Raw genomic sequence first — 19688 nt, 5'->3', positions numbered from 1 at the left:
AAAACGCCGCGCACTTTTGGAGCTGCCGCAGGGAGGCCATGAGATGGCAACCGCAACCATTACCGCAGGAGCAGCGCCGGCACGTCCGGCAGCCGCCGCCCCCGCCGACCACATGCCGGCGCGCCGCGTCATCGCCTTCCTGGCGATGGTGTTCGGCATGTTCATGGCGATCCTCGATATCCAGATCGTCTCGGCATCGCTGGCCGAGATCCAGGCCGGCCTCAGCGCCAGCTCCGACGAGATCCCGTGGGTTCAGACCGCCTATCTGATCGCGGAAGTGGTGATGATCCCGCTGTCGGGCTTCCTCAGCCGCATGCTGTCGACCCGCGTGCTGTTCACGACCGCGGCCGCCGGCTTCACAGCAGCAAGCGCGCTGGCCGCGACCGCCACCAACATCGACCAGATGATCGTCTACCGCGCCATCCAGGGCTTTATCGGCGGCGGCATGATTCCGAGCGTGTTCGCTGCCGCCTTCACCATCTTCCCGCCGTCGCGCCGCGCCGTCGTCTCGCCGATGATCGGCCTCGTGGCGACGCTGGCGCCGACCATCGGCCCGACGGTCGGCGGCTATATCAGCCATGCCATGTCCTGGCACTGGCTGTTCCTGATCAATGTCGTGCCGGGCATACTGGTGGCGACGGCTGCCTGGTCGCTGATCGATTTCGACAAGCCGAACCTCAAGCTGTTCTCCAAGTTCGACTGGTGGGGCCTGATCGGCATGGCCGCCTTCCTTGGCTGCATGGAATACGTGCTGGAGGAAGGCCCGAACCATGACTGGCTGCAGGAGCCGGCCGTCTTTGCCTGCGCCATCATCATGACCATAGGCGGTCTCATCTTCTTCTGGCGCGTGTTCACCGCCGAGGAGCCGATCGTCGATCTGCGGGCCTTCAACAATGTCAATTTCGCCTTCGGCTCGCTGTTCTCCTTCGTGGTCGGCATCGGCCTTTACGGGTTGACCTACCTCTATCCGGTGTTCCTCGGCCGCATCCGCGGTTACGATTCGATGATGATCGGCGAGGCGCTGTTCGTCAGCGGCCTGGCGATGTTCTTCACCGCGCCCGTTGCCGGCATCCTGTCGAACAAGATCGATCTCAGGCTGATGATGATGGTCGGCTTCATCGGCTTCGCCACCGGCACATGGTGGATGACGCATCTCACCGCCGACTGGGATTTTTATGAGCTCTTGATCCCGCAGATCCTGCGCGGCTGCTCGATGATGCTGTGCATGGTGCCGATCAACAACATCGCGCTCGGCACGCTGCCGCCGGAGCGGCTGAAGAATGCGTCGGGCCTGTTCAACCTGACCCGCAATCTCGGCGGTGCCGTCGGCCTGGCAGTCATCAACACGGTGCTGATCGACCGCAATGCCTTTCACTATGCAAGGCTTTCCGAGCATGTGCAGTGGGGCAGCGAGGCCGCGCAGACCAAGCTGCAGAACATGGCGTTGACCTTCCAGCAAAACGCCGGCCTCGACGCCACGACCGCCGCCATTTCAAAGCTGTCCGGCATGGTGCAGCAGCAGGCGGCGCTGTTGTCCTTCATGGACGTGTTCATGATGCTGACCGTGCTGTTCGCCTCGCTCGGATTTTTCGTGCTGTTCATCAACAAGCCGGCACAGCAAGGCGGCGGTGGCGGCGGAGGCCATTGAGGAGCCGGAACCCCCGCCTGGCGTCCTCAACGCGTGACCCCGGAAATCGTCGCCGATTTCCGGGGTCATTTCTTTGGACAGATCGCAGTCCGCTCAGGCCGCGGCGGGCTTGAAGGTCAGCGCCACGCCGTTGATGCAGTGGCGCAGGCCGGTGGGCGGCGGGCCGTCGTCGAAGACATGGCCAAGATGACCGCCGCAACGGCGGCAATGCACCTCGGTGCGCGTCATGCCGAGCGAACGGTCTTCGGTCTTGCCGATGGCATTGGGGATCTCCTGCCAGAAGCTCGGCCATCCGGTGCCGGAATCGAACTTCGTTTCCGACGGATAGACCGGCAGGTCGCATCCGGCGCAGGCGAAGATGCCCTTGCGGTGTTCGTTGAGCAGCGGGCTGGTGCCCGGATATTCGGTGCCCTCCCTGCGCAGCACGTCGAAGGCGGCATCCGAAAGGATGGCGCGCCATTCGGCGTCGGTCTTGGTGATCTCGAAGGTCTCGGCGGCCAGAGCCGGCTTCGCGCCGCCCATGTGCAACGCCGCTCCGGCTCCGATTGTGAGGGCAGTGGCGGCGGCACCGCTCCAGAGAAAGTCGCGACGGTTCATGGCCTTTCCTCCTGACGTGATCTTACAAACTAGGACGCCACCGGAAAAGCAAAAGCCGGTGACGGTTCGCGCGCCACCCCGCGTCGACCCAAGCCCTGGCGATGCGGAGCGGCGCTTGACGGCAGCACGGATCGTGGGAGGGAGACCGTGCGGCCGGCGCGGACATACGCCACTTCGCCGGCCGCACGCGCTTTGTTACATCTTCGGCAGAAGAACCTTGTCGATGACGTGGATGACGCCGTTCGACTGGCGCACGTCGGCGATTGTGACATGAGCGACGTTGCCGTTCTCGTCGGTCGCCGTGACCTTGCCCTTTTCGGACTTCAGCGTCAGGGCGCAGCCGCCGACGGTCTTGACCTCATGCGCACCGCCATCGGCCTTGGCCATCTTGGCGACGTCGGCGGCCAGCGCCTTGGCGGCAATGACATGGCAGGTGAGGATCTTGGTCAGCTTGTCCTTGTTCTCGGGCTTGAGCAGCGTCTCGACGGTGCCGGCCGGAAGTGCAGCGAAGGCCTCGTTGGTCGGGGCAAAGACGGTGAAAGGACCGCGGGTCTGCAGCGTGTCGACCAAGCCGGCGGCCTTGACGGCGGCGACCAGCGTGGTGTGGTCCTTCGAATTGACGGCATTCTCGATGATGTTCTTCTTGGCATACATCGGGGCGCCGCCGACCATCGGATTGGCGGCATAGGCAACGGCGCCAAGCGCCGAAAGGCCGATTGTAGAGGCAAGCAGAAGGGTGGCGAGTTTACGCATTGTATCAGTCTCCTCGGGTTGTTTTCCCCATCCTTGGGAACGCGAGGAGATACGACGCGTCAAAAACTTAGTTTCGCGAACTTCGAAGATTTTTTATTCGTTGGCCCGGATGCAAACGTACCGCGTCTAAGCGCATGAAAGCGCTGCTGCCGACACATGTCTGGTGGATAGACTTCGGCTAGTCTCCAATTCTTTTCCGAAATGTCGTCAGATGCCCTTCAGATCGCCGGCGGCGACGACGGGGCCGGTCGGCTGGCCGGTCGGCGAACCGCCGGCCGGCTCGAGACTGACGGCGAGCACGGCGCCTTGCGCCAGCTTCTCCTGCACGGCCGGCGTGACGGCCATGCGCGCGGTCTGGCCGGCCGGGATGACGCCCATCGAGACCGGCGCAGTCTTGCCCTCGATCATCCACAGCTCGAAATCCTTGCCGGCGCCGCGTTCGCCGGAAACATGCGAGAGGCCGACCTCCTGGCGCGCAGCGTCATAGACAGCGAGGTATTTGACGTTGCTGTTGTCGGCGGCGAGCGAGGCGACCAGCCTGGTTTCGGGCTGCGGCAACGGCGGATTGACGAGAGGCAGGGCGACAAAGACGGCCAAAGCGGCAAGCGCGGCCGCGGCAAGCCCGCGCCAGAAGGCGAGGCTCCCCAGCAGGCCGGTGCTGGGCGCGGCGGGGGTGGCCACTGATGAGGCAAACAGCCGCCGGTCGATCGCCGCCTTGACCGAAGCCGGCGCCTCGACCGCAGCGTAGGCGGCTGCCATCGGCGCGAAATGGGCTTCCCAGGCATCGACCAGGCGGGCAAAACCCGCCTCGGTATCGATGCGGCGGGAGGCGATCTGGCGTTCGTCGGCTGCCAGAACGCCGAGAACGTATTCGGCGGCGAGCAGGTCGTCGCCTCCGCGTTCCGGTCCGTTGTCTTCCGCCAGCGTCATCTTTCCAGGCATTCTCTCAGTTTGAGCAAGCTTCGCCGCAGCCAAGTCCGCATCGTGTTCAGCGGGACCTTGTGGCGCTCCGCCAGCTCGGCATAGCTTTCGCCGTTGAGATAGGCGCCCCGGACCGCCGCCGCCCGGTCTTTCTCCAATTCGTCGAGGCAATGGTAGATGCGGTCGGTCTCGCCGCCCGCGACAGCCATGGCCTCAGGCCCCGGCGCCGGATCGGCGACCTCGAGCGCTGCATCGATATTGGCGGAAGGACCGCGCCGGGCCCTGATGCGGTCGATCGCATGATTGCGCGCAATGGCCACCAGCCAGGAAATCGGGCTGAGATCGGAAACCGCGAAACGATCCGCCTTGGTCCAGATCTTGACGAAGACCTCCTGCAGCGCTTCTTCCGCCTCACTCTTGTCCCTCAATACACGAAGGCAGACGCCGAAAAGTTTCCCGCTGGTCTGCTTGTAGAGCAGATCGAACGCAGCCCGGTCCTTCATCGAAGTCCGGACGATCAGCTTGCTGATGTCCTGAGGCCCCATGCAGGCAAATTAGAAGATTGCGATCTATTTGCAACGGCGCCGACGGTGTTGTCCACCCAAGGCTGTCGCGGCGCCAGTACGTGAAGTCATCTTCCGCAATGCGAGATGAACAACGCAAATCCGGATTTCGATTTGCGGCTTCATGCGATAGCCTTCGCCAAAACAGGGGAGCGGCGATGTCGATCGAACGCGTGCTTTGGGAACAGGATGCGACCGGACTTGCCGAACTCATCCACAAGGGGGAAATCTCGCCGCAGGAGCTGGTCGACGCCGCGATTGCCCGCGCCGAGGCGACAAGACCCGACATCAACGCCATAGCCACGCCGCTCTATGACGCCGCCAGGGCGCGGGCGAAGGCGATCGACCGCAAGCAGCCGCTCGCCGGCGTACCCTTCGCGCTGAAGGATCTCGGCATCGGCATCAAGGGCGTGCCGATCCATGGCGGCAGCCGCATTCCGGCCTTCACGGCCGATTTCAACTCGGTGATGGTCGAGCGCTATCTGGCCGCGGGCCTGATCCCGATCGCTACCAGCACCTCGCCTGAGCATGGGCTGCGGCTGATGACCGAATCGGCCCGCTTCGGCATCACCCGCAACGCCTGGAACACCGGCCACACCACCGGCGGCTCGTCCGGCGGATCGGCGGCGCTCGTCGCGGCCGGCGTGGTGCCGGCGGCGCACGCTTCCGACGGCGGCGGCTCGATCCGGGTGCCTTCGGCCTGCAGCGGCTTGGTCGGGCTCAAGACCTCGCGCGGCCGGGTGCCGCTGACGCCGCTCACCAGCGAGAGCTGGTACGGCATGGTCGTCGACCATGCGGTCAGCCGCTCGGTGCGCGATACAGCCCTCCTGCTCGACCTGACGCACGGCGCCGATCCGCTGTCGCCTTATGCGGCGCGGGAGCCCAAGGGCGCCTTCACCGCCGCAGCGGCGCGCGATCCAGGCCGGCTCAGCCTCGCCGTCTACCGCAAATCGCCGCTCGGCCTGCCGATCTCGGCTGAGACGATGGAAGCGCTGGACACCGCGGTGGCGCTGGCGCGCGAGGGCGGGCACACGGTGGAAGAGATCGACCTGCCCTATATCGGCCGCGACTTCATCGCCGATTTCTGCAAGAGCGTCGCGTCGGCCGTCGCAGGCATGATGCGTGCCGAGGCGAAGCGCGTCGGCCGCCCGGTGTCCGGCGAGGTCGAACGTGCGACGCGCGTGCTTGGTCGCCTCGGCGAAATACTGTCCGCCGGCGAGGTCTATGACGCCGTGCAGCGGCTCAACGCCACCGCGCGGCAGATGATCGAAGACACGGCGCGCTTCGATGCCGTTCTGATGCCGGTCATTGCGCACCCGCCGCTCGCCTGCGGCGCGATGGACCCGAAAGGCGCCGACGAGCTCGTCGAGAACGTCCTCGACAAATTGCATCTTACCGGGCTGCTCAGGATCAAATCGTTTTTCGGCCAACTGATGGACAAGAGCCTGTGGTTCACTCCCTGGCCGGCGATCCACAATGTCAGCGGCCAGCCCTCGATCGCGCTGCCGGTGCATGTCACCGCAGGTGGCCTGCCGCTCGGCATCCAGGCCGCGGGACGGCCAGGCGACGAGGAGACGCTTTTGTCGCTCGCAGCGCAGATGGAGAAGATTTCGGGATGGCTGAAGCGCCGCGCACCGCTCAAGGTGCCCGGCTAGGTCTGTCGATATTCAGGTGATGCCGGCCTGCGAATGGCGGTCTTCTGCGCTTCCGTACTTGCGGACCAGAAAGTACGCTCCGTTCCGGTTCTCGAAATCCGCCATTCTCGACTCGGCCTGACCTGAATCTCGACAGACCTTGAAACCCGCCGATTTCGTCGTTGTGAGCGCAAAGCCGTTTGCGACCTGCGGCAATTCCCGCTAAGACGCCCGCCATCCTTGCCACCTAGGGAAAAGCACCGATGACGGACATCGCCGCCAACGCCGAAATGCAGGCCGCGCTGCTTTCCAGAGCGCTGCCTTATATGCAGCGCTACGAAAACAAGACGGTGGTGGTGAAGTATGGCGGCCATGCCATGGGCGACAACGAGCTCGGCAAGGCCTTTGCCCGCGACATCGCGCTGCTCAAACAGTCCGGCGTCAACCCGATCGTCGTTCACGGCGGCGGGCCGCAGATCGGCGCCATGCTCAACAAGATGGGCATCGAATCCAAGTTCGAGGGCGGCCTGCGCGTCACCGACCAGAAGACGGTCGAGATCGTCGAGATGGTGCTGGCCGGCTCGATCAACAAGGAAATCGTGGCGCTGATCAACGCCGAAGGCGAATGGGCGATCGGGCTCTGCGGCAAGGACGGCAACATGGTCTTCGCCGAAAAGGCGCGCAAGACCATGATCGATCCGGATTCCAACATCGAGCGGGTGCTGGATCTCGGTTTCGTCGGCGAGCCGGTCGAGGTCGACCGCACGCTGCTCGATCTGTTGGCCCGTTCCGAGATGATCCCGGTGCTGGCGCCGGTGGCGCCCGGCCGCGACGGCCATACCTACAACATCAACGCCGATACCTTTGCCGGCGCCATCGCCGGCGCCTGCCGCGCCTCGCGCCTGCTGTTCCTGACCGACGTGCCCGGCGTGCTCGACAAGAACAAGAAGCTGATCGACGAGCTGACGGTCGGCGAGGCCAAGGCGCTGATCAAGGACGGCACGATATCGGGCGGCATGATCCCGAAGGTCGAGACCTGCATCGAGGCGATCGAGCGCGGCGTCGAGGGCGTCGTCATCCTCAACGGCAAGACGCCGCATTCGGTGCTGCTCGAGCTGTTCACCGAGCACGGGGCTGGCACGCTGATCGTGCCGTAGGGTTTATTTAGCCGGCTAGCCTGCTGCTTTCGGCGACCCGCTTATCTTCCGCGACGGGCAGGGCCGGCTCTCGCGCCGGGCGCTGAAAGACCATCGATTCCTCGTCGGTGTCCTGCGGCGCGCCCCAGAATTCGGCAAGCGTCGGGCCCGTGGCCACGCGGCGGTCCCGCACCAGAAAACCCCAAACCTCACGGAACCAGACGCGGCGGCCCATATTGGTGTACCAACGCATCGAATGCCGCTGCTCTGGGTCCGGATGGAAAAGGACGCGCGCCAGCGCTTTCGGCCGTGACTGCACGGCAAGCTCGATCAGTTTGACGGCGAAGAACAGCATCCACGGCTTCAGCCGGGTCATATGCAGCACCTGGTGCTTGTAGTCCCAGAGCCGGACGTCCTTCTGGATCACCCTGCGATCCTTGGCGATGCGGAAGAACGGCGTCCAGCGATGCGGCGTCACATAGAGCGCCTGGATCTGGTCGGGATCATAGGCGATGAGCTGGCGAAAGCCGCGCCAGAGATCGCGAAAACCCTCATCCTCGAAGCCAACGACCCAGGTCGCCATGGACAATATGCCGTGCCGGCGAAGCAGCCGGATCGCCTCGCGGTCGGACTTGGTGCTGCCGCCCTTGCGGATCAGCGACAGTGTGGCCTCGTCGGTGTTCTCCATGCCGAGCAGCCAGCGGATGACGCCGGCCTTGCGATAAAGGTGCAGGATATCGGCATCGCGCACGATATCGTCGGCGCGCGTCGAGCCGACGATCAGCACCGGCACGTTCTCGGCGATCATCGCATCGAGAAAGGCGCGCCAAGCCTTCTTCGAGGAGGTGGGGTTCTCGTCGGCCAGATTGACCAGTTCGACGCCATACTCGCGGTGCAGCCAGGCGATCTCCCTGGCGAAGCTGACCGGGTCGCGATGTCGCCAGCGGGTCCAGAAGCCGCGCTGGCCGCAATAGTTGCACAGATGCGGACAGCCGCGCGAGAACTGCATGACCACGGCGCGCTTGCCGCCCCAATAGCTGTAGCGGCCATGGTCGATCAGCTCCCAGCCGACGCGGCAGGGGTCGAGATCGGCAATTGTCATCGCAGGTGGCGTCGCGAAGGGTCGGCCGCAATCGTCTCGATAGGCGATGCCGGCGACACCCGACACCGGCCGGCGCCTTTCCAGCGCCTCGACCAGCGCCAGCGCGGTCGCCTCACCCTCGCCGCGCACGATGAAGTCGAAGACGTCCGTTGCGGCGAGCACGTCGCGCCAGTGATAGGTCGGGAAGACGCCGCCATAGAGGATGACGACCCCTAGCGCGCGGGCCTTGATCATTTCCGCGATCCGCAGCGCGGTCGGATGCGCCGAAGTCGAGCCGGAATGGCCGATCAGGACGAAATCCGGATTATCGCTCAGGGCCTCATCGACGAGCGTGGAAAGCGGCATCGGCCCGAACTCCGCGTCGACCAGGCGCACCCGATGGCCGGCATCGAGCAGCGGACCGCCGATCGCCAGCAGACCCAAAGGCGGCAGGTGATCGTCGGGCACGCGGCTGCCGATGGCCGTATGCGGCGGGTTGACCAGCACGATGTTCATGGCGGACCTCCGTTGCGTCGGTCCGCCGGTCGTATTTGGCGATGTCGAAGCCGCCTGGGCGCGGTTCAGCAGTTTCGATGCAGCTTTCCCACAGATTTGATGGGCACACCCGAAACGTCGCGCAGAGCGGGAGACGGCGTCAGCCCAGTGCATAACAAAAGGTTAAGGACGTGCGCGTTGCGCAGCTCGATCGACCTCTGGTTTTCGGCGCTTCAAACCTTCGGCAAGGAGAGTATTAGCAGAAACTAATGCAGTTGACCCTAAACTTTTGTTAAAACTCTAAGCATTTATAATTGTCGGTGGGGGACCACAAGGAAATGCCCATATGGCGCTGAATCCCGATCTGAAAATCGATGAGGCGAGCCTCATCACATCGACGTTGATCAAGAAGCACAAGGCGGCGTCCGCGGAGGCGGTCGACGCCGCCGAGCTCAAGGCGCGGGCGGCCCAGCTCGCCCTGGTGCTGGACCTCGCTCATCAGGCTTTCGCGCGCCAGGAGCCCGCAGGGCAAATCGTCGAGCGCCTGGCGGGTCGACTGCATGAACTGCGCCGGGAGGTCGCTCCGGCTCTTTGGCAGGAACTGATCCCGCTCGCTCAGCAGCACCGCGTGGCGGCCTACCTGAAGCAGGATCCGTTCACGCGCTGGTCCTTCGAAAAGCCGCGCGGCTATTCGGGCGACGCGACGCTGCTGGACATCTACTACAAGCACCCGAGCGCCGACGAGATCGTGGCATCGTCGAGCGAACTCGGCCGCGAGATCTTTGCCTATACGAGCGAAGCGGCAAGCTCGGTGGCGGGGCGCGAGCGCCGCGAGATACTGGCCAAAACGGTCGACGAAACGGCTGCCCGGGTAGAAAACGCCGAGGTGCTGGCAATCGCCTGCGGCCATTTGCGGGAAGCCGAACTCTCAAAGGCGCTCGCCGAGAGAAGGTTAAAGCGCTGGATCGGTCTCGACCAGGATCCGGTGAGCGTCGGCACGGTCAACCGCGACCTCACCGGTACGGCAGTGGAAGCCGTGGACGGATCGGTGCGCGGTCTTTTGCGGCGCGCCTACCCGCTTGGCACATTCGATCTCGTCTATGCTTCCGGGCTGTATGACTACCTGCCGCTTCCGGTCGGCGCACGGCTGCTGCAGCGCGCGATGGAACTGGTCAAGCCGGACGGCGAATTCCTCTTCGCCAATTTCAGCGACGAGATCACGACCGACGGGTACATGGAAACGTTCATGGACTGGCCGCTCATCCTGCGATCGGCCGGCGACATGTGGGACATCATCAATGCCGCGGTGGATAAGAACCGCGTCGAAGCCGAGGTCTATTACGGATCGAATAGGAACATCGTCTACGGCAAGATCCGCAAACGCGTGGATTTCGCGGCGCCCGCCATGGAGCGGTAGCGGAGCCGCTTCACATCCGGATTTTCAAGTCGGGCCGTGCAGCGGCCCGGCTTTCTGATGCATCGCGCGGCGTCCTCGTTTCGCCGACATAGCGCCGCCTGTCCTCCTGCCGGACTGCTTAAGCTAAGCGACGAGGTCCTGCCTGGCCTGCATGATCTCTTCGATCGGGACGGGACGTCCGGTCAGGAAGCCCTGGATCGACTGAATGCCCATGTGCTGCAGCAAATTCTGCTGCTCTTTCGTCTCGACACCCTCGACAAGGACCGTATGGCCCAGATTGCGCAGCAGTCTGACCATGTCCTGCAACAGGCTCAGGCCTCGAACCGTCTGGCAATCGTGCAAGAAACTGCGATCGATCTTGACGACGTCGAACTTGAAACGACGGAGCCAGGCCAGACCCGCAAATCCGGTTCCGAAATCATCGAGCCAGATCTGAACACCCAGGTTTCGAAGCTGCTCGATACTTCTGGCGGCCTGTGCCTCCAGAGATATATCGCTGCCTTCAGTCACCTCGAGCGCCAGCCTCTGGGGCGCCATGCCATGCCGACCAAGGATCTCGGTGACGTGAAGCGGGAAATTCGGAGCCTTGAGCTGGACGACCGAGACGTTCACCGACACGACCGATCCCAATCCGTGTTCAACCATGTCACCGCAAGCCCGATCGATCACCCACATCCCGAGTTCCTCGATCCCGCCGGTCTGCTCGGCGACAGGTATGAACACGGACGGGCTGATCACGCTGCCGTCGAAGTCGCGCAGCCGCATCAACGACTCATGGCCAAGCACCTTGCCGGATATCGCATCGCAGATCGGCTGATAGACGACTGAGACCAGTCCCTCCGAAACGGCTTGCTTGAGCAGTTCCGAAAGATTCTGGCTGGCGCGCTTCTGATCGATGGCCTGCGCATCATAGATGGTGAAGGTCGCGCGACCGGAAAACTTGGAGGCGTAAAGCGCGCGATCGGCCTCCTGCAACAAGATCCGAAGCTCTATGCTTTGATCGGCGCGCGTCAACGAGGCGCCAGCGCTGATGGTGACGATGTTGAGTTTATCGTCCCGATCGGGATGGGAGATGTTCAAGTCCTCGACGGCCCGGCAGAATTGATGGGTCACCTCGCGCAGGTGATCCGGTCCGGCGACCTTGCAGAGCACGACGAATTCTTCGCCGCCGTACCGTCCTGCGATGGCGTGATGGGACGCCGCCGTCTCGTCGAAGGCTCGGGCAAGCTCGATCAGGCAGTCGTCGCCGGCCTGATGGCCGAGCCGGTCGTTGAACCGCTTGAAGTAGTCCACGTCCATGAGAATGACGCCTATTTCGTCATTGTCCCTGGCCCATTCCTTGCACAACTCCGCGAATTCCCGGGTGATCGCCCTGCGGTTCTTAAGCCCGGTAAGCGGGTCGGTGTCTGCGATCTCGATGAGCTTTTGACCGTTTTCGATGGCGACCTGCTCCTGGATTTGCGCCTGAAGGGCATGCAGGAAGGTCTGGTAGCGCTCCATGCTGAGACGCCATGACAGATAAAGCGACAAAACAAGGCAATTCACGAAATAGGTTGCAAGCACCAGACGGGTGCCAAGATCGGCTTGAAGCAAGCACAGCGTGGCGCCGAGGAATGCTATTGTCACGGTTGCGGACGACAGCGCCGAGAGCCATAGCCGGAAGTTGAAGAAAAGATTGGCACCGAGAATGAAAACCGTGCCGAAGATGATGAAATGGGACAGCGCCTCCTGATGCTTCGTTCCGAGGGCCGACAGCAGCCATCCGATCGCGCCCGCCACGATCGCCAGAGCAGCAACGTAGTGCAGAGTGGTGACGGCAAAATCGCGTCGAGCAACAAGTTCGACAAGCACCAGGAAGGTCAATCCCAACGTCAGGCGCGTCAGAATCACACGGTCGGCAATGTCCGGGAAAAGGAACCAGTCAAAGGCCCCGTAGCATATGTAGCTCAACACGGCCGCCGCTATGCCCCAGCGCACGACCTTGCGATTCTGATCCGCGTTCTTCTGCAGCAGCATCGCAAAAAGCGTCGGATCGGCGGATTTCCACGGCGGGCGTGAAATCGCTTCAGTGACCCTCTGAGCCACGTCCTCCGTCAGTTGCATGCAATGCTCCTTTGCGATCATCCTCCGCATGAACGGGTTCGAGCAAGCGAAGTCCGTCAAGTCCTTACGGAAGGACGAAGGCAAGCCTGGTTCATTAAAAGACACTAATGTTGCTAACCGCCGGTAAACGGATCATGCGATTGCACCGGCACAGCGACCCGCTAAGGATTCCATGCAACAATCGTGAGTTACCGAATAATGCATGGTCACACTTTCTCCAGATCGCAAGAGACGACGCACGAAACATTGCGTAAATTTCCGAGCGCGTCTTTTGTTAAGGTTCGTGTAACCTTAATTTCAGTTGATATCGGGGAAATCGGCCCGAAGTAGATTCGCTCCCACCACATTGTCGGGCCGTTCTTTGCGGAGAACCGTTTCGGGTACGATTACCGCCGCAGATGGCTGAGCGGCACGTGGCCTGGCCCCTTGATGTTCTGCAGCACAAGCTGGGTATGGACGTCGCGGACGCCGGGCAGCCGCATCAGTCGGTGCATGACGAAAGCATTGAGATCGTCCACCGACGGCACCATCACATGCAGCAGGAAATCGTGGTCGCCGGTCATCGTCCAGCAGGACGAGACCTCGTCCATGCGCTGCACGGCGGCGATGAAGCTTTCCGGCGAGCCGTCGCTGTGGCTCACCAGGCGGACCTGGATGAACACCTCGACCGTCAGCCCCAGCGCGCGTCGGCTGAGCACGGCGGCGAAGCCCTTGATGATGCCGGCGCCTTGAAGCGCCTCGAAGCGCCGAGCGCAGGGCGTGGTCGACAGGCCGATCTCCTGCGCGAGTTCCGACACGGCCTTGCGCCCGTCGCGCTGCAGGGTGTCCAGCATTCTTATTTCGAACTCATCCAACTGAGGCATTTTCCCTCCTAAACGTTTAAATTTGAGCGAAGTTTACCTCAAAATCCCTCGCTTGGCTACAAAGAAGGCTGATTTGCCTCACGAGCCGCGGCTACGATGACGCCACCATCCGGGAACCGACGATTTTTTTCAGGAGGAAGAAATGACGATCAGCGTTGCCGACTATGCCCGCGAGTGCGCGGCGCAAGGCCTTCGCGGCGACTATTCGGTGTGCCGCGCCGACTTCACAGTGGCTCAGGATTATGACTATTCCGCCGACGAGCAGGCAGTGTGGCGCACGCTCTGCGATCGCCAGACGAAGCTGACGCAGAGGCTGGCGCACCGTTCCTATCTCGACGGCGTCGCGACGCTCGGGCTGCTCGACAAGATTCCGGATTTCGACTCCATCAGCGAGAAATTGCGCAAGCTCACGGGCTGGGAAATCGTGGCGGTGCCCGGGCTGATCCCCGCCGGCCCCTTCTTCGACCATCTCGCGAACCGCCGTTTCCCGGTCACCAATTGGCTGCGGACCAGGCAGGAACTCGACTACATCGTCGAGCCGGACATGTTCCATGACTTCTTCGGGCATGTGCCGATCCTGACGCAGCCGGTGTTCGCCGATTTCATGCAGATGTATGGTGAGAAGGCCGAGGACATGATCGCGCTGGGCGGCGACGAGATGATCACCCGGCTCTACTGGTACAGCGCCGAATACGGCCTCATCCAGGAAGCCGGCCAGCCGGTAAAGGCTTTCGGCGCAGGACTGATGTCGTCTTTCACCGAGCTGCAATTCGCGGTCGAAAGCAAGGACGCCCATCATGTGCCGTTCGACCTGGAGACGGTGATGCGCACCGGCTACGAGATCGACAAGTTCCAGCGCGCCTACTTCGTGCTGCCGTCCTTCGACGCATTGCGCGATGCATTCGCCGGCGACGACCTCGCCGGGATCGTCTCGCGGTTCAAGGGTCAGCCGGCGCTCGACCCCGCCACGGTCTAGGCATTGAACCAAAATGCGCGAGCCCGAAATCGTTCGGTGCGGCGCGCTTCGGGGTCCGGCTTTCGCCCAGCCGGCCGTCAGAGCGGTTCGGTGGCTAAAAGGCGACTGAGCCGCTCTGGGTTTGCGGAAGCAAGCCGCCAGTGTCCGGTCCCTCGGGCATCAGCCGGCCGAAGCCGGCTCGGCCTTGAGCCTCGCCAACCGCTCGCTTTGCAGCTCCAGCGCGGCGTCGATGAAGCGCAGCACGGTCGCCAACTCGGCGTCGCTGAAAGCCGCCATCACTTTCTCGCCCTCGCGCGCGATGGCGCCATAGTAGCGCTCCGAAAGTTCTCTGGTCAGGTCGGTCGCCTCGATCACCACCTTGCGCCTGTCTTCCAGGCTGCGGGTTCGGGTAACGAGCCCACGCGCCTCAAGGCGGTCGATCAAGGCCGTCACCGCTGCCGGCGTCAGCCCCGTCGCCGCCGCCACGGCGCTGGCCGATTGCGGCCCCGCATAGAGCAAGCTCAGACAATGCCGCTCGGCCGCGATCAGCCCAAGCCGCTCCCCGACCGCCTCGTCATAGGCTTGCGTCGCGTCCTGCCAGCGCATGACGGCACGGCTGACGGCCGCCGTCATCTCAGCACGATTCATGCTTGACGAATTTAGTTCGATCATCTAACTATCAAGTCGTCTAACATTCAGATTATCGTATCAATATGCGATGCCACCCTTTGCGAAGCAAGGGCAAAGTCGCCGACAGGAGTGAACAATGAGCTTGATTCAACAGCGCCCCCCTCTCTCGCATGAGGAGGAGTACAGGTACGCCAAGCTGGCCATGGAATGGTATGGCTGGGGCTCGCCCATCGGCCTCGGCATCCTGCTGGTGGCACTTGCCGCCGCGGCCGTGCTGGTGCGGGTCGCCGTTTACGGACTGTAGATCCACCCCCAAAGGCGCGCCAGGGCGGCGCCGGTTGCCATTGCAGGCGCCGGCGCCGCCCGCCTGTCGGGAGTTCAGACTGTGATCACCTTCCTGAGGTGGACGCCCAGCCGGCAGGTACCATGCGGGTGCCGCCCATATCGTGATGGCCCGCCGTCTCCTCATTCGTCGGATAATCGCCGCCTTTGCCGATCCAGTTGGCGATGCGCACGCGGCCGAGATTCTTCCGCGCCATGGTCGTGCCGAAGAGCCGCAAGCCCTCAGGCGGCTTCCGAAAGATCGCGATCAAGAACGGACAGGTTGCGGCCGCGATGCTTGGCCTCGTAGAGCCTGCGGTCGGCGGCGCGCATCAGCTCCGACACGGTGGCGCTCTCGCCACAGGTGATGCCGCCGATCGAGACCGTCAAAGGCACGGTCCGCTCGTCGACAGGGCGAAAGCGGATCAGTTCGACCTCGCGGCGGATGCGCTCGGCCACGCGCCTTGCTTCCGGTTCGGTGGCGCCAACCAGGAAGGCGGCGAACTCCTCGCCGCCGATTCGGCCGAGCACATCGCCGCTGCGCACGCCGCGCTCGATGGCGCCGGCGATCAGAAGCAGCGCATCGTCGCCGGTCAGGTGACCGTAATTGTCGTTGATGGTCTTGAAGTGGTCGGCATCGATGATCAGCAGGGCGCCGCGATCGGCCTTGCGCCGGGAACCGTCGAGCGCGGCGAAGAAGGTCTCGCGGTTGAGCATGCCGGTCATGTCGTCGCGGCTTGCCTTCTCCGACAGGCGTCTGTGGGCCGCGGCGAGCTGAGCATGCGCGCGGGCAAGCTCGCGATGCGCATTTTTCAGCCGGTCGCTTTGCCAGAAGGTGCCGACGCTAGCGATCCAGGCGAGAATCAAAGGGCAAACCGTGGCCGTAAGCCAGACGGTGCGGCTGATCGGAAAGCCCATGGCCGGGACCACAACCAGCGTCAACAAGAGCGAGACAGCGACCGAAGCGAACGCGACGACTGCGGACTTCAAGATTATGCGACTCATCGCTGTCTCCCAACGGACTGCCTCTGTGCCAGCAAGCGCTGAAGGTGACCTTTCCGGGACGATTAAAATTTGAAGCGAGGCGCCATTTTCACGACGCAAGACGCGCGGAAGTTGTGGATAAACTCCGCGTCCGCATGCCATAAGGAGGCCATGACGACGACACCCGAGCCCGCCCGTTTTGCCCATGTCACGGATTGGGTATTCGACCTCGACAACACGCTCTATCCGCATCACTCGAACCTGTTCGCGCAGATCGACGTGAAGATGACTGCCTATGTCGGCGAGCTGCTGACGCTCTCGCGCGAGGAGGCGCGCAAGCTGCAGAAAGAGCTCTACCTGGAGTACGGCACGACGCTGAACGGGCTGATGGCGCGCCACGGCATCGACCCCGACGACTTCCTCGAGAAGGTGCACGACATCGACTATTCCTGGCTGGTGCCCGATCCGGTGCTCGGTGCCGCGATCCGCCAATTGCCGGGCCGCAAGTTCATTTTCACCAATGGGGACCGCAAGCATGCCGAGCGCGCCGCGCGCCAGCTCGGCGTATTGGATCATTTCGACGACATCTTCGACATCGTCGCGGCGGGTCTCAACCCCAAGCCGGCCCGCCAGACCTATGAGCGGTTCGCCGAGCTGCATTCCGTGACCGGCCACAACGCGGTGATGTTCGAGGACCTGGCGCGCAACCTCTCTGTGCCGAAATCGCTCGGCATGACGACGGTGCTGGTCGTGCCGCGCAATTTCGAGCCGACTTTCTCCGAGATCTGGGAGCGCGACCCGGCGAATGAGGACGACGTGGATTTCGTCACCGACGACCTCGCCGGCTTCCTGACGGCAATCGTCGAGGTCCCGGGCTGACCCAACTCCAGATTGCCGGCGCCGTCGTCAGAACTCGTTGGTCATTGCGGTAACGACGAGCGCGCACTCAGAGGCTGTAGAAGCGGCGAACGATGTCCCAGGCTTCGTCGGCGGTGTCGACGAAATCGATGATGTCCTGGTCGCCGGGCGAGATCGTGCCTTGCTCGGCAAGGAAGTCGAGGTCGATCGCCCGTTGCCAGAACGCCTTGCCGAACAGGATCACCGGCACGCGCTCCATGCGCCCGGTCTGGATCAGCGTCAGCGTCTCGAAGAATTCGTCCATCGTGCCGAAGCCGCCCGGAAACACGGCGACCGCCTTGGCGCGCATGACGAAATGCATCTTGCGGATTGCGAAATAGTGGAAGTTGAAGCAGAGCTCGGGCGTCACATAGGCGTTCGGCGCCTGCTCGTGCGGCAGCACGATGTTCAAGCCGATCGACGGCGCGCCAACATCGTCGGCGCCGCGATTGCCCGCCTCCATGACTCCCGGTCCGCCGCCGGTGACGACGACGAATTCGCGATAGTAGGACGTGGCCGACTGCTGCGAGCACAGCCGGGCGAACTTGCGCGCCTCTTCGTAATATTTGCTGTTCAGCTCGAGGTTCTTCTTCTGCGTCTCGTTCTTGGCGGCCCAGGCGGCGCCGCCCGGCTCGGGAAGCCGCGCCCCGCCGAACAGGATGACGGTCGAGCGGATGCCGCGCTCGGCAAGGATCATCTCCGGCTTCAAGAGCTCGAGCTGCAGGCGCACCGGACGCAATTCGCGCCGCGTCATGAAGTCGGGATCGTTCCAGGCCAGGCGATAGGTTTCGGCCCGCGTCTGCGGCGTGTCCGGCACGCTTTTCGACCGCTCGAGATCCTCGTCCGAATGGGGCAGCGGCGTCCAGCCCGCCTTTTCCATGGGTGTCATCGAATCCACCGTCCTAATTCCTTTACTTGCGCCGTCCCGTGACGCAGTCGCGATTGACCCCCATTAAGGCTTCACATAGGGTCCGCGCGATTTCAAAACAGGTTAAGGCGCAGGCCTTAACAGCTTTGTAATGGAGCAAATTCATGTCGAAGCCCGATCTGGCGAGCCTCGAAAAGACCATCGAAAAGGCCTTCGAGGAGCGCGATACGATTTCGACCGCGACCCGCGGCGAAACGCGCGACGCCATCCAGTCGGCGCTCGACTTGCTCGACCGCGGCGTGGTTCGGGTCGCCGAGCGGCAGGACGACGGCAAGTGGCTGGTCAACCAGTGGCTGAAGAAGGCGGTGCTGCTCTCCTTCCGGCTGAACCCGATGGAGATCATCAAGGGCGGCCCGGGCCACTCGGTATGGTGGGACAAGGTGCCGTCGAAGTTCGAGGGCTGGGGCGCGGTCGATTTCGAGAAGGCCGGCTTCCGCGCCGTGCCGTCCTCGGTCGTGCGCCGCTCGGCCTATGTTGCCCCGGGCGCGGTGCTGATGCCGTCCTTCGTCAATGTCGGCGCCTATGTCGATACAGGCACCATGGTCGACACCTGGGCCTCGGTCGGCTCTTGCGCCCAGATCGGCAAGAACGTGCATCTCTCCGGCGGCGTCGGCATTGGCGGCGTGCTGGAGCCGATGCAGGCCGGTCCGACCATCATCGAGGACAATTGCTTCATCGGCGCGCGCTCCGAGGTGGTCGAAGGCTGCATCGTGCGCGAAGGCTCGGTGCTCGGCATGGGCGTGTTCATCGGCCAGTCGACCAAGATCGTCGACCGCGCCACCGGCGAGGTCTTCTACGGTGAAGTGCCGGCAAATTCGGTGGTCGTCGCCGGCTCGCTGCCGGGCAAGCCGCTGCCAAATGGCGAGCCGGGCCCGAGCCTCTACTGCGCCGTCATCGTCAAGCGCGTCGACGCCAGGACCCGCTCCAAGACGTCGATCAACGAATTGCTGCGCGATTGATCTTTCCCGCGAACAGACGCACCCTCCGCCGGCGCGACATTCCGTCGCGCTGGTTCAACGGAGGGGCGTCATGGACTGGAAGTATCTGCTGACGAGTTTCGACGGCCGCATCAACCGGGCCAAGTTCTGGGCCGGCATCGGCATATTCATCGTCATCGCCATCATTGCGTTCATTCTCGACTCGATCCTCGGCACACGTTTCACCACCGCCGGCGGCGACCAGATCGGCATCCTCGGCATCCTGGTCGCGCTGGCATCGATCTATTTCGCGATTGCTCTCTATGCCAAACGCTGGCACGACCGTAACAAGTCGGGCTGGTGGACACTGATCGGCCTTATACCCATCATCGGCGGCATCTGGCTGCTCATCGAACTGGGCATGCTCGAAGGCACCAGGGGCGCCAATCAATACGGACCGGACCCGCTTGCCTGAAAAAGCAGACTTCATCTGGCTCTTCTTCAAAACCTCGGGCCGCGTCAGCCGCGCGGCTTATTTTCTCGGCGGATTGCTGGTTGCTATCGTCCAGGCCTTTCCGCTTTATCGCTTCACGCTGGTGCCGGAAGGTTCGGCCGAGAGCAACATGTGGTCGTTCGTCTTCTTCCTCACGTTCCTCGCCTCGTTGTGGTCGAACGTCGTGCTGGCAGTGAAGCGGCTGCACGACTTCGACAAGCCGGGCATCGCGGCGCTGGTGCTGTTCGTTCCCGTCGTGTCGATCGTTGCCTTCCTGGTGCTCTGCCTGTTTCCGGGACAGCCCGGATCCAATCGCTACGGCAGCCGCACGAATGCGCCGGCCGACCGCTAG

At 63.2% G+C, this 19688-nt stretch carries 21 protein-coding genes; 10 read left to right on the top strand and 11 right to left on the bottom strand.

Annotated features, from left to right (window positions below; genetic code table 11):
* Positions 1-43 precede the first annotated feature (43 nt).
* Positions 44-1648, top strand: a complete 1605-nt coding sequence (locus tag A9K66_RS12040) for a DHA2 family efflux MFS transporter permease subunit (RefSeq protein WP_067324650.1) — start codon at positions 44-46, stop codon at positions 1646-1648.
* Between the two features lie 93 nt (positions 1649-1741).
* On the opposite strand, the gene msrB is transcribed toward A9K66_RS12040, so the two are convergent.
* The 4 genes from msrB to A9K66_RS12020 all read right to left on the bottom strand — a co-directional run bounded on the left by msrB (position 1742) and on the right by A9K66_RS12020 (position 4464).
* The gene (gene msrB, locus A9K66_RS12035; RefSeq protein ID WP_067323811.1) at positions 1742-2245 is read right to left on the bottom strand and encodes a peptide-methionine (R)-S-oxide reductase MsrB; all 504 of its coding nucleotides are present in this window, start codon (positions 2243-2245) and stop codon (positions 1742-1744) included.
* Between the two features lie 195 nt (positions 2246-2440).
* Positions 2441-2998, bottom strand: coding sequence for a fasciclin domain-containing protein (locus A9K66_RS12030; protein WP_067323809.1), 558 nt, complete (start codon positions 2996-2998; stop codon positions 2441-2443).
* A 207-nt stretch (positions 2999-3205) separates the two neighbouring features.
* A complete protein-coding gene (locus A9K66_RS12025; RefSeq protein ID WP_179293654.1) occupies positions 3206-3928 on the bottom strand; it encodes an anti-sigma factor in 723 nt (240 codons plus the stop codon).
* Positions 3925-4464 carry a sigma-70 family RNA polymerase sigma factor gene (locus A9K66_RS12020; protein WP_067003014.1) on the bottom strand — a complete coding sequence of 180 codons (540 nt, stop codon included), beginning with the start codon at positions 4462-4464 and terminating at the stop codon, positions 3925-3927. The genes A9K66_RS12025 and A9K66_RS12020 overlap by 4 nt, the downstream gene beginning before the upstream one ends.
* A 176-nt stretch (positions 4465-4640) precedes the next feature.
* Here A9K66_RS12020 and A9K66_RS12015 point away from each other — a divergent pair, with 176 nt between their 5' ends.
* Positions 4641-6137, top strand: coding sequence for an amidase (locus A9K66_RS12015; RefSeq protein WP_067323805.1), 1497 nt, complete (start codon positions 4641-4643; stop codon positions 6135-6137).
* Between the two features lie 242 nt (positions 6138-6379).
* Positions 6380-7273 (top strand): acetylglutamate kinase, encoded by an 894-nt coding sequence (gene argB, locus A9K66_RS12010; RefSeq protein ID WP_067003018.1) that lies wholly within the window; start codon positions 6380-6382, stop codon positions 7271-7273.
* A gap of 7 nt (positions 7274-7280) precedes the next feature.
* On the opposite strand, the gene bchE is transcribed toward argB, so the two are convergent.
* The gene (bchE, locus tag A9K66_RS12005) at positions 7281-8849 is read right to left on the bottom strand and encodes a magnesium-protoporphyrin IX monomethyl ester anaerobic oxidative cyclase (RefSeq protein WP_067323803.1); all 1569 of its coding nucleotides are present in this window, start codon (positions 8847-8849) and stop codon (positions 7281-7283) included.
* 325 nt (positions 8850-9174) lie between these two features.
* Here bchE and A9K66_RS12000 point away from each other — a divergent pair, with 325 nt between their 5' ends.
* Entirely contained in the window at positions 9175-10245 is a 1071-nt protein-coding gene (locus A9K66_RS12000) for a class I SAM-dependent methyltransferase (protein WP_067323801.1), read from the top strand.
* 123 nt (positions 10246-10368) lie between these two features.
* Here the strand turns inward: A9K66_RS12000 and A9K66_RS11995 are convergent, their stop codons facing one another.
* On the bottom strand, positions 10369-12348 hold the full coding sequence (locus tag A9K66_RS11995) for a GGDEF and EAL domain-containing protein (protein WP_067324649.1): 1980 nt from the start codon (positions 12346-12348) through the stop codon (positions 10369-10371).
* A gap of 386 nt (positions 12349-12734) precedes the next feature.
* Complete coding sequence (locus A9K66_RS11990; protein WP_067003023.1) at positions 12735-13211, bottom strand: Lrp/AsnC family transcriptional regulator; 477 nt, start codon at positions 13209-13211, stop codon at positions 12735-12737.
* Between the two features lie 142 nt (positions 13212-13353).
* Here A9K66_RS11990 and phhA point away from each other — a divergent pair, with 142 nt between their 5' ends.
* On the top strand, positions 13354-14187 hold the full coding sequence (gene phhA / locus A9K66_RS11985; protein ID WP_067323799.1) for a phenylalanine 4-monooxygenase: 834 nt from the start codon (positions 13354-13356) through the stop codon (positions 14185-14187).
* A gap of 159 nt (positions 14188-14346) precedes the next feature.
* Here the strand turns inward: phhA and A9K66_RS11980 are convergent, their stop codons facing one another.
* Positions 14347-14838: a MarR family transcriptional regulator gene (locus tag A9K66_RS11980; protein WP_067323797.1), complete on the bottom strand. Its 492-nt coding sequence runs from the start codon at positions 14836-14838 to the stop codon at positions 14347-14349.
* 94 nt (positions 14839-14932) lie between these two features.
* Here A9K66_RS11980 and A9K66_RS30750 point away from each other — a divergent pair, with 94 nt between their 5' ends.
* Positions 14933-15100 carry a hypothetical protein gene (locus tag A9K66_RS30750; RefSeq protein ID WP_164747443.1) on the top strand — a complete coding sequence of 56 codons (168 nt, stop codon included), beginning with the start codon at positions 14933-14935 and terminating at the stop codon, positions 15098-15100.
* Between the two features lie 85 nt (positions 15101-15185).
* On the opposite strand, the gene A9K66_RS29460 is transcribed toward A9K66_RS30750, so the two are convergent.
* Entirely contained in the window at positions 15186-15335 is a 150-nt protein-coding gene (locus tag A9K66_RS29460) for a hypothetical protein (protein WP_197507474.1), read from the bottom strand.
* A 25-nt stretch (positions 15336-15360) separates the two neighbouring features.
* The gene (locus A9K66_RS11975) at positions 15361-16122 is read right to left on the bottom strand and encodes a GGDEF domain-containing protein (RefSeq protein ID WP_067323795.1); all 762 of its coding nucleotides are present in this window, start codon (positions 16120-16122) and stop codon (positions 15361-15363) included.
* 150 nt (positions 16123-16272) lie between these two features.
* Here A9K66_RS11975 and A9K66_RS11970 point away from each other — a divergent pair, with 150 nt between their 5' ends.
* Positions 16273-16980: a pyrimidine 5'-nucleotidase gene (locus A9K66_RS11970; RefSeq protein WP_067003034.1), complete on the top strand. Its 708-nt coding sequence runs from the start codon at positions 16273-16275 to the stop codon at positions 16978-16980.
* A 67-nt stretch (positions 16981-17047) separates the two neighbouring features.
* On the opposite strand, the gene A9K66_RS11965 is transcribed toward A9K66_RS11970, so the two are convergent.
* Positions 17048-17887 carry an LOG family protein gene (locus tag A9K66_RS11965; protein WP_082953833.1) on the bottom strand — a complete coding sequence of 280 codons (840 nt, stop codon included), beginning with the start codon at positions 17885-17887 and terminating at the stop codon, positions 17048-17050.
* A gap of 143 nt (positions 17888-18030) precedes the next feature.
* On the opposite strand from A9K66_RS11965, the gene dapD reads away from it, so the two are divergent.
* From dapD to A9K66_RS11950, 3 genes are all read left to right on the top strand, one after another.
* Positions 18031-18885: a 2,3,4,5-tetrahydropyridine-2,6-dicarboxylate N-succinyltransferase gene (gene dapD, locus A9K66_RS11960; RefSeq protein WP_067323788.1), complete on the top strand. Its 855-nt coding sequence runs from the start codon at positions 18031-18033 to the stop codon at positions 18883-18885.
* A gap of 70 nt (positions 18886-18955) precedes the next feature.
* A complete protein-coding gene (locus A9K66_RS11955; protein WP_067323786.1) occupies positions 18956-19318 on the top strand; it encodes a DUF805 domain-containing protein in 363 nt (120 codons plus the stop codon).
* The gene (locus tag A9K66_RS11950; RefSeq protein ID WP_067323784.1) at positions 19311-19688 is read left to right on the top strand and encodes a DUF805 domain-containing protein; all 378 of its coding nucleotides are present in this window, start codon (positions 19311-19313) and stop codon (positions 19686-19688) included. Before A9K66_RS11955 ends, A9K66_RS11950 begins: the two co-directional genes overlap by 8 nt.

This window comes from Mesorhizobium sp. AA23 (assembly GCF_001672435.1).
Classification (GTDB): Bacteria; Pseudomonadota; Alphaproteobacteria; order Rhizobiales; family Rhizobiaceae; genus Mesorhizobium.
The sequence above is the reverse complement of the archived record's forward strand: the minus strand, read 5'-3'. Positions and strand labels throughout refer to the sequence as shown.